This window comes from Okeania sp. (genome assembly GCF_983059655.1).
The window spans coordinates 1-10,704 of the sequence record NZ_CEZPJD010000170.1 but is presented as its reverse complement, the minus strand read 5'-3'; the positions used below and the strand labels follow the sequence as shown (position 1 = coordinate 10,704).

General features: G+C 34.3%; 6 protein-coding genes. 3 read left to right on the top strand and 3 right to left on the bottom strand.

The window, feature by feature from the left end:
* Positions 1-699: calcium-binding protein (locus AC3DU7_RS11930; protein ID WP_488039566.1), on the top strand; the 699-nt coding region annotated here is incomplete at its 5' end.
* Between the two features lie 20 nt (positions 700-719).
* On the opposite strand, the gene AC3DU7_RS11925 is transcribed toward AC3DU7_RS11930, so the two are convergent.
* The gene (locus AC3DU7_RS11925) at positions 720-848 is read right to left on the bottom strand and encodes a hypothetical protein (RefSeq protein ID WP_488039565.1); all 129 of its coding nucleotides are present in this window, start codon (positions 846-848) and stop codon (positions 720-722) included.
* Positions 849-1,399: 551 nt separating this feature from the next.
* Here AC3DU7_RS11925 and AC3DU7_RS11920 point away from each other — a divergent pair.
* Positions 1,400-2,224, top strand: a complete 825-nt coding sequence (locus tag AC3DU7_RS11920; protein WP_488039564.1) for a YwiC-like family protein — start codon at positions 1,400-1,402, stop codon at positions 2,222-2,224.
* 641 nt (positions 2,225-2,865) lie between these two features.
* On the opposite strand, the gene AC3DU7_RS11915 is transcribed toward AC3DU7_RS11920, so the two are convergent.
* On the bottom strand, positions 2,866-3,282 hold the full coding sequence (locus AC3DU7_RS11915) for a hypothetical protein (protein ID WP_488039563.1): 417 nt from the start codon (positions 3,280-3,282) through the stop codon (positions 2,866-2,868).
* A gap of 967 nt (positions 3,283-4,249) precedes the next feature.
* Positions 4,250-5,299 (bottom strand): aromatic ring-hydroxylating dioxygenase subunit alpha, encoded by a 1,050-nt coding sequence (locus AC3DU7_RS11910; RefSeq protein WP_488039562.1) that lies wholly within the window; start codon positions 5,297-5,299, stop codon positions 4,250-4,252.
* A gap of 66 nt (positions 5,300-5,365) precedes the next feature.
* On the opposite strand from AC3DU7_RS11910, the gene AC3DU7_RS11905 reads away from it, so the two are divergent.
* A partial coding sequence (locus AC3DU7_RS11905; RefSeq protein WP_488039561.1) for a trifunctional serine/threonine-protein kinase/ATP-binding protein/sensor histidine kinase occupies positions 5,366-10,704 on the top strand: 5,339 nt, incomplete at its 3' end.

Here is a 10,704-nt window from a genome sequence, read left to right as displayed (position 1 = left end):
ACTCCTACACCAACTCCTACACCAACTCCTAGCCCTACCCCAAGTACCATTTTTGGTACTGGTGCTGATGATAATATTAACGGTAATGATAACGATAATATTATCGACGGTTTAGCAGGAAATGATCAAATAGATGGTATGGCAGGTAACGATCAATTGTTTGGTCGTTCAGGTAATGATACTCTTATCGGTGGTGCTGGCAATGACACCCTTAATGCTGGTCCAGGTAATGACAGTCTCTCAGGTGGTGGCGCTTCAGATACCCTCTTAGGTTTTGGTGGTGACGATACTCTCAATGGTGATAGTGGTTCAGATTTTCTTGATGGTGGTGCTAATAGAGACATCATCAATGGTGGTGCTAATATGGACACCCTCTTAGGTGGTGGTGGTATAGACACTATGGATGGTGGTGACGGTCGAGATACTCTTGATGGTGGCCTAAGTGCTGACTCCTTAACTGGTGGAAGTGGTGCTGATAGTTTCGTCTTGCGTTCTGGCGATGGCAATGACTTAATTACAGACTATACAGATCTAACAGATAACTTCTTATTAGATGGTCTGACTTTCAGTGACTTGAGTGTCGTTGCAGGTGCTACAAATACTATCCTGCAAGTGACTGCGACTGGAGAAAGTTTAGCAACTTTGGTTGGTTTTACTAATCCTGCTGCTATTGATAGTGCTGATTTTGTCGTTATCTAACTGAATATTTGTACTCTTTGTCAACATCTAGTTAACTTTTGAAGCGATCGCTCCTGTGATTTTAGGGGGCGATCGCTTTTGAGGTCTTGCGAAAATAATTGCATCTTATTCTCAATTAAGTCAGTTATTAGTTTAATGCAAAAGTCCATAAATATATCTATAAAGTAAAATTACTTATCTTGTCTATTACCCTCTTTTTAAATTTTGAGCATGAGAGTTTGAGTTTTTATTGACAAATTCCTTAATGTACTAACTATTTCAAGATTTTGTATAAATCAATACTTAAAAATTAGATGCTATCTATAACTATTAGTAATAATTATCAATAATTTATTGAGAAAGATTAGTCTTAATGTAAACTTTATAATTAGGGTTGAAAAATCGTTAGTCCAAGGAGAAGGCCAAAACCAATGGGTAGTTTCTGCAACCTTCGCAGCTTATGGGCAGGATTAAGAAGAAAATCCAGCAGATGTCTATTTTTTTTGGTTGTGAGATATCGCACTACGCAAATAGTTTAGGACATTGATAAATCCTCTTTGCGGAGAATTTCCGCAGGAAAAACTCAGTCAGGAATTACTTCTGATTTCTGATTTGCACGTAGCGCTATACACTTCGCCCAACCTAAAGTACGACTGCTAATCCGAACTCGATATCACACCTACCGTCCAAAACCGCTCGCCTTACTTTAAGGAGTTTAATCATGGTTGAGTTATCTACGACTACCTCTAATAAAAATCGTTCCAACCTACAAGCTTGGTATAGACCGACGTTTTCTCCAGAGCAAGGAGTTTTGCTAGTTTTAGGTGGCTCCTTTATCACGGGGGCAGCTTTAGCTCAGAAATGGACAAACTCAACAACTTTAGCTTTAATCTGTGCTTTTTTCGCCCTGCAAGCTGAACATCCCTTAGTCGTGCAAATAAAACAGCGAAGGAGCTGGAAGCCTCGCTTTCTCATCTGGGGTGGGTTATATGGAAGTATTGCGATGGCGATCGCTACATGGCTATATTTTCAATCTCCATGTTTGCTATGGATCTATGCCATGGCAATAGCAGCTTTAGTTGCGGATAGTATGGCAGTGCTAAAGCAAAAACAAAAATCTATACTAAATGAATTAATTGGATTTACTGCTATTTGTCTATCAGCACCTTTAGCATATATAGCTACAACAGGCCACATTTCTTTAACTGCTATGGCAATGTGGATCGTGAATACCTTATTTTTCAGCAGTGCTATATTTACACTCAAGTTGCGAAAAAAGAAAACCAGTTCTCCTATACCTGGAATGATATATCATGGAACCGCAGCCTTAATTATACTGAGTCTTTACTACTTTAACTGCTTAAATATAGCCACAGCTTTATCCTATACTGTGGCCTTAGTCAAGTTAGTAGCGATCGCCTTTCAGTTAGATTGGTATCGCACAACAAAATTTCACTTTGTAGCAATATTTGAAACTCGTTTTGCTCTGCTTTACATTGCTATTGCTGCTATAAGTGTTCTTCCTGCTCATTTGCCCAGCGCTTAAAATCAAAGTTAATTCTCTAGTGCAGAATTGCGGAAATAACTGACCAGTTACAAAATCCTAAAAGCCTTACCAATAAATATTTCTGACTTCTTACTTCTGACTTCCGCATAGCGGCACTAGGGAACTTTATTTGAGAAAGTTTATTGATTAAAGCAATTACCATACATTAATGCTTAGGCGTTGGTAATTTGAGGTATGATATCATGTCCGGATAAGAGCGCGATAAAACTCCATTTTGCTGACACATAGTTCCGCTGAACGTTTACGCTCCCCGAAAAACTTTCTCCTTCTATTCCTCTTTACTTCTTTCTTCCCTCCTGACTACTGACTCCTGACTCCTGACTCCTAAATAATTAGGATCAATATCATACACGTGCTTTACCAACGCCAATGCTTATAGCAGTTTTCATGTTTCATAGAGTACAGAGATTTTTGCTTAAAGGCAGAAGGCAGAAGTTTTGTAGTCAACATGAGTGAAAACCGCTATAAGTTAGGTAGCACTTCAATTATTAAGTAATTAACACATACGGGATCGCCTTTTTAATAATTAGCACTCTGGGAGCGCATTAATTTTTCTAATGTTTACTTCTCCCCTACTCCCCCACTCCCCCACTCCCCTGCTCAATAAACAGAGTAACAGCTTAAAGTGAACGGATAATAGCAACTCTGCCATATCTGGGGTCGATGTCAATTCCCATCACTTCTAAAGATCTAAATAATTTGCCATCCGCTGTAAAAATTGAATAATTTCTTGTTGTACCTCCTGGCAAGGATAAACATTGATTAAAAATTTCTTGCCTGTGGTCTGGAGGTAAAAAATTGTGTTCTCCAACTCTTAATGCTGCTTGATTATAAAAAGAAAGTTGACTTTGGTAGTTAAGGATGCCAGCAGGAGTTGGAAATTGTTCGCACCACCTTAAGGCCAAAAACCATTTAGCTTCCGAAAGTCTTTGATATTCTCGGTTTGGGTTAGGGTGTTGTAAAACTTTGTATCCCCCCTCACAGGCGAAAATTGTTCCACCTAAAAACCCAAACATTATGCCAATGGTATTACCCATGTTGAACTAGCTCCATCCATAATGTGAGAGATATTGGTTGTTTTAACTTCTCCCGCAACTGAAGTACACAGATTCTAATTACTGGTTTTGCAAAGGAATAGGATAATTATGCTGCCTCACTTATATTTACTTTCACTGGAGTTATCTTCCCAGCAGGATCAGTCAAATTACCTAAATTTATTGTGCTTACTTGTTGCATCCTGTACTTCAATTAGAGATTTTGTTTATGTTTGACCATTCTGAGTAGTTAAAGTTACTGCTCCATATTTTTTCCATTATTTGGCCAATTAATACCATAAGGAGGAAAAAAAGTTGCTAAATTAACTAGCTATCAGCTTTTAGCCGCTCTGGGTAAAAACCCCGGCTTCCAAGCAATTGGATGGCCCTCGGAGGAGTTTAAATCTCCTTACCAATGTCTCAAAAAAATCTGCTGATTGCTGTTTGCGCAGCATTCCGCAGGAAAAGCTGACTGCTTCTTTAATCATTCCACCCCTTAAAGTTTCATAAGATATCAATTTGCCTCGGCAAAAATACTTTGCTCTTTATTCATCACCCCGATCAAAATGCTCTTGCTCTCAAAATTGCTTTGTGGTAAGGCTAATTTCTATTAGCTATATAGCTACTCCCTGGAGAGTAACTCTTTAATAATTCGTCAAAAGCTATGCTCCATGTTGGAATCTTCTAGATTCATCAAGGAGCAATTTTTCTTTATTGACCTGATTTAACTCAGGGACTTATGACTTCGCACTGAATACGGTGATAACTTATGTATAATAAGTTTTATACCTTGATAAGTATCTTATCGGCTGTTAAACAGATATTCTATTATTTTCAGCATATATTTATCTTTTCTTTTTCGGGTTTAACACCCCACCATCAATGGAAGTGTTTAAAATTACTTGGGGTTTGAATCCCCATGGAATTTTCCCTTCTGCCTTTTTCAATCCCTTACCACTTTCTTCAAGGTTTATTGGAGTGCTTGTTTTTTAATTAATCTTTGTGTACTTACCAAAGCTTTATTTAACTCATAGCTACGTTGCTGGGGATTTTTTAGATAAGCTTGCTGCTCTTCTTCAATCATCTCTACATCTTGCCTCACTAGTCCATCGAGTAGTTTTTGAGCTGAACCAAATAAACTATTTTTCACAAATCGTCTAAACCATTCCGGAAGTTTATGCAAGCGCCAAAAGGCATGAAGTGATGTAAAGTGAATTAGATAAGCTTGGGTTTGTTTTTCATTAATAGGTAATAAAAGACAATAAATTTTAAAATCTTTACCCAGATTAGAAACCCAATTTGGATAGATATAACTAACATTTAATGGTTCAGGATGAAGTTGTCGTAAACTAGGAAATAATAATTGAGAGATAGACCAGATTTTGTCAATTTTGTAATAACTTTGAGCCTGATAATAAGCATCTACTCGGTCGTCATTTTCAGATAAATCTATTAATTTTGCTGCTGCCCATGCTTGCCAGTTTTGATGTAAATGTCCGTGGTACATATCCATCAAATTTTCAACTAAATAAGAATAGTGTGCTTGACATTTTATAACTGAGATTGTGGCTATATAGTTTAGGTGTTCCCACTCAGGTATTTCTAAGGGAGAAATTGCATTTTCCAGGGATTTGTCTCCAGGAAATAGCCAAATAAAACCGTGTATTTCTTGAACTGGAAAAGTACGAATTTGACAGCTAGGCAATTTTTGATTACTTGCTAAATAGGGAACATGAGAACATGCACCACTTGACTTAAAACGCCATCCATGATATGAACATTCTAATTCATCAGCGATCGCACGACCAGAACTAAGTTTGACAAAACGATGAGGACAAAGGTCTTCTAGAGCATGGACTTTTCCACTTCTATCCCGATAAAGGACAATTGATTGATGCCAAAGGGTGATGCTGAAAGGTTGACATTTTACCTCTACACTACGGGCAACAGCATACCAGTGATTGTGATTAATTCCCAACTTACGGATATCATGGAAAAAAGTTATGTGAGAGAAAGACATAGGACTTAGAAATAATATTTAAGAATTAATAAATAAATCGAAGTAGTTTTGTAGGAGAATTTCACAATGATTAATATTCCAGGATACCAAATTCTTGCCAAAATTTATGAGGGTAATAATTCAGTAGTTTATCGAGGTAAACAAATAGAAGATAATCAACCTGTTGTACTTAAATTTAACAAGGTAGATTTCCCTTCTGAAGCTGAGAATAATCGTTATCGAAAAGAGTATGAAATTCTTAGTTATTTGAATTTTTCTGGAGTTATTAAAGCTTATGCGTTAGAGAAATATAATAATACTCTAGTGATGATTTTAGAAGATTTTGGCGGTGAATCTCTCAAGACATTAATTACATCGCAAAAATTTACTATATTGGGCTTTTTGAATTTAGCAATTAAAATTGCTGAAGGTTTAGGTGAAATTCATAGTGCTAAGATTATTCACAAAGATATTAATCCATCTAATATAATTGTTAATCTCACGACAAATGAATTAAAAATCATAGATTTTAATATATCTTCTGTATTAACTCATGATAGTTATAAACTAAAAAATCAAAATATTTTAGAAGGTACTCTTCCTTATATATCTCCAGAGCAAACAGGTAGGATGAATTGCTCTTTAGATTATCGTACAGATTTTTATTCTCTAGGCGTTACTTTTTATGAACTATTAACTCATCAGCTTCCTTTTACTAACACTGATGTGATGGAGTTAGTTCATGCCCACATTGCTAAACAACCAAAACCACCACATGAAATAAATCCAGAAGTACCACATGTAATATCAAATATTGTCCTCAAATTACTAGCAAAAACTGCTGATGAAAGATATCAAAGTGCCTGGGGTTTAATTGCCGATCTAGATGAATGTTTAAATCAGTTACAAATGATCGAAACAATTGTAGAATTTCCCCTTGGTAGTCAAGATATTTCTGATAAATTTAAAATTCCATCAAAACTATATGGCAGACAATTAGAAATTGAAACACTAAGAGCAGCATTTGAGCGTGTTTGTAAAGGTAGCAAAGAAATGATGTTAGTAGCTGGTTATTCTGGCATAGGTAAATCAGCTTTGGTACAAGCTATTTCTCAATCTATTATCCATCAGGGCGGGTATTTTATTTGGGGGAAATTTGACCAATTTCAACGAAGTATTCCATACTCAGCAATTGTGAGTGCTTTTTCTGAGTTAGTTAGAATTATTTTAAGTCAAAGTGAAGGTAAATTACATGAATGGCGAAATAAACTTTTAGCAGCTTTTGGTACAAATGGGCAAATTCTGATTGATGTAATTCCGGAATTAGAATTGATTGTTGGAAGCCAACCAAAAATTCAAGAATTAGGGCCAAATGAAGCTCAAAATCGTTTTAATATCATCTTTCAAAATTTTATTGGTTTATTTTGTCAACCAGAACATCCCTTAGTTATATTTCTTGATGATTTACAGTGGGCAGACTCCGCGACACTTAAGTTAATTAAATTAATGATGACAGATGTAGAAACAAAGTATCTGTTTTTAATTGGAGCTTATCGAGATAATGAAATTAGTCCGACTCATCCTTTAGTGATGACTTTAAATGCTATTCGCACTCAACCTGAGACTATGAATTATGCACAAATAAATCAGATAAACTTAACTCCTTTAAAATTTGAAAATATTAATCAATTAATTGCAGAAACATTGTGCAACGATAGAGTTTCAGTACAACCATTAGCAAAGCTGGTAGAAAGTAAGACCGGAGGAAACCCATTTTTTGTTAATGAATTTATGAAAACTCTCTATCAAGAAAACTTGCTGAAATTTGATGCCGAACAGATTCGATGGGAGTGGAATATTGAACAAATAACAGCACTTGATATTACTGATAATGTAGTGGAGTTAATGATTGGAAAACTGGAAAAGTTACCTCAATTAACTCAGAAAGTTTTAAGTTTAGTTGCTTGTGTAGGAAACCAATTTGATTTAAATACACTTTCGTTAATTTATGAAAAAGAATCTTTTGCAACTTTTCAAGATTTATTACCTGCTATTCAGGAAGGATTAATTCTACCAGCTTCAGAAGCAGAAGCTAAAAATGTAGAATTGAATTTATATCCATTTTTAATTCTGAATTATCAGTTTTTGCACGATAGAGTACAACAAGCAGCTTACACTTTCATAGATGAATCTCAAAAACAAACTTTACATCTAAAAATTGGCCGTTTATTCTTGAACAATACTCCTCCAGAATATCGTAGCGAAAGAGTTTTTGATTTAGTAGATCATTTGAATATAGGCAGAACTTTAATTACAGATGAATCAGAACAAATTGAACTAGCAAAACTAAATTTAGAAGCAGGTAAAAAAGCTAAAGATGCCACAGCTTATGTAGCTGCTCAAGAATATATTACAGCAGGTATATCTCTATTAAATCAAGATTGTTGGACTCAATATTATGATTTAACTTTTGCTTTATATAAAGAAGGGGCAATAGTAGAATATTTAAACAGTAATTTTTCAGAAAGTGAAGCCTTAATAAAATTAACATTAGATCATTCAAAATCAGTTATTGAAAAAACAGAAGTTTATAATTTATTGGTTGTTCAATATACTTTACGCGCTCAGTACAAAGAGGCAATTGCGGCAGCAAAAAAAGCTCTAAAATTACTAGAAATAGAACTTCCAGAAACAGATTTACAGGCAGTAATTAATCGGGAATTTACTAAGATAAAAGAAAATTTAGGCACTCAAGAAATTGCTAGTCTGATTCATGAAATAAAAAGCGAAAAATCAAAATATAAAGTAGCTTTAGCCTTAATTACAAATTTGATGGCAGCTGCTTATTTAACTTCACCAGAATTATGGACAGTAATTGTGCTGAAAGGTGTCAATATTTCTTTAAAATATGGTTCAGTTGCTGAGTCATGTCTTTGTTATTGTAACTATGGAGTAATCCTCAATAGTTCTTTAGGAGATTATCACTCCGCATATCAGTTTGGTCTCTTGGCACTAAAATTAACTGATAAGTGGGAAATTTCAGGATTAAAATGTAAAGCTTGTGCTGGATTTGCTAATGGGTTAAGTTTTTGGTTTAAGCATATCAAAGAATCTAATTTCATTAATAATGAAGGGTATGGAGCTGCTTTAGAATCAGGAGATTTAGAATATGCTGGTTATCTTCTACATAATACTGCTGTTAATTCATTATTCCAAGGCAAACCAATCTCAGAAATCTTAAAAGAAGTTTCTCGCTATTTACAATTTACTCAAAAAACAAAAAATCAACTTTCGACAGATACTTTAATCGGAATTAAAAGAATTATCGAAAACTTACAGCCACAAACAAAAAAAATGGAGATAAACCCTTTAAAGTGCAAAAAAAATGATTTTGACATTGACAAAATAAACGAAACAGAATACTTAGAAAGTTGTCAACAACATCAAAATTTTCACTCTCTATGTATCTATCTAATTCATAAATCTTATACTCTTTATTTATATAGAGATTTAGATGCAGCACTGCATAGCATCTTAGAAGCTAAAAAATATCTGACATTTATTACAGGTGCTCTACCTACTACAGAATTTAATTTTTATTATTCACTAATCTTAGCTGCCTTCTATCCTAATGTTTCAGAAACTAAGCAAAAAGAATATTGGCAACAACTAGAAAAAAATCAACAACAGATGAAAATATGGGCAGATAACTGCCAAGAAAACTTTGAACATAAATATTTGTTAGTAGAAGCAGAAAAAGCAAGTATTGAGAGAAAAAATTCAGAAGCTATAGACTTATATAACCAGGCCATAGAATCAGCAAAGAAAAATGAATTTATTCAATATGAAGCCCTAGGAAATGAATTGGCAGCAAAATATTGGATAAATCAAGATAAATTTAAATATGCCAAAGTTCATTTACAAGAAGCTTACTATAGTTATCAAAATTGGGGTGCAACTAAAAAGCTGCAAGATTTAGAGAATCAATATCCAGAATTGCAAAATATATTAACAGTTAAAAATCGCATAATTGATACTCAAACCACAGCAATCTCTCATGATACGACTAACCATGGCCAATCCCTAGATTTAGACACAGTTATTAAAGCATCCCAAGCAATTTCTAGTGAGATTGTATTAGATAAGTTACTATCTAAATTAATGAAAATTCTTATCGAAAATGCTGGGGCAGAAAAAGGCGTTCTGTTGTTGCTCACAGAAGGTAAACTAATGACTAAAGCTGAAGCAACATTAGATTCTGAAGAAGTGGTAGTTCAGGAAAGTAAAATTAATGAATATGAAAATTTACCACTAACAATAATTAACTATGTAGAAAGAACGCGTCAAGATGTTGTTTTAAGCAATGCTTTTACTGAAGATCGATTCACAACAGACTCTTATGTTGCTCAAAATCAACTTCAATCAGTTTTATGTACTCCGATTATTAATGGTGGTAAGCTCATCGGAGTTTTGTACTTGGAAAATAACTTAATTACAGGTGCATTTACTCCAGAATGTTTGGAAATATTAAGGCTTTTATCATCTCAAGTCGCCGTGTCTTTAGAAAATGCAATTTTATATACTTTTGTAGAACAAAAAGTACAAGAAAGAACTCAGGAATTAAATGAAAAGAATCTACGACTAGAACAAACATTACAACAGTTACAACGTACTCAATCTCAATTAATTCAAAGTGAAAAAATGTCCAGTTTAGGACAATTAGTAGCAGGAGTTGCCCACGAAATTAATAACCCTATAGGTTTTATTTATGGAAACCTTTCTCCCGCTACTGAATATGTTTCTGATTTACTAAATTTGATTGATTTATTCCAAGAACACTATCCTGAACCTGTAGAAGAAATTCAAGATGAAATTGAGGATATCGAATTGGAATTTATTGTTGAAGATTTACAGAAACTTTTGAATTCAATGAAAGTAGGAGCCGAACGTATTCGAGATATTGTCATTTCTCTCCGCAACTTTTCGCGCCTAGATGAAGCGGAAATGAAACCTGTAAATATCCATGAAGGTATAGATAGTACATTTCTAATTTTACATACTCGCATTAAAGAAAAGTCAGATAAACGTGAAGTAGAAATTGTCAGAAATTATAGTCAGTTGCCACAAGTTATCTGTTATGTTTCTCAAATGAATCAAGTGTTTATGAATTTACTCAGTAATGCCATTGATGCTTTAGGATTTTTGCGAGATAAACAACAAGAATTTGACCATAAACCTACCATTACAGTTTCTACTGAAGTAACAGAGTCAAACACAGTAAAAATAAAAATTGCTGACAATGGCAGTGGTATTAATTCTGAGACATTATCTAAGATTTTTGACCCGTTTTTTACTACTAAACCAGTGGGTACTGGTACAGGTTTAGGATTATCAATTAGCTATTCAATTGTAGTAGAAAAACATCA

Bases quoted from the DNA above. Each gene is read 5' to 3' on its own strand.
- AC3DU7_RS11925 (WP_488039565.1), bottom strand. From the start codon at position 848: ATGGACTTTTGCATTAAACTAATAACTGACTTAATTGAGAATAAGATG.
- AC3DU7_RS11915 (WP_488039563.1), bottom strand. From the start codon at position 3,282: ATGGGTAATACCATTGGCATAATGTTTGGGTTTTTAGGTGGAACAATT.
- AC3DU7_RS11920 (WP_488039564.1), top strand. From the start codon at position 1,400: ATGGTTGAGTTATCTACGACTACCTCTAATAAAAATCGTTCCAACCTA.
- AC3DU7_RS11910 (WP_488039562.1), bottom strand. From the start codon at position 5,299: ATGTCTTTCTCTCACATAACTTTTTTCCATGATATCCGTAAGTTGGGA.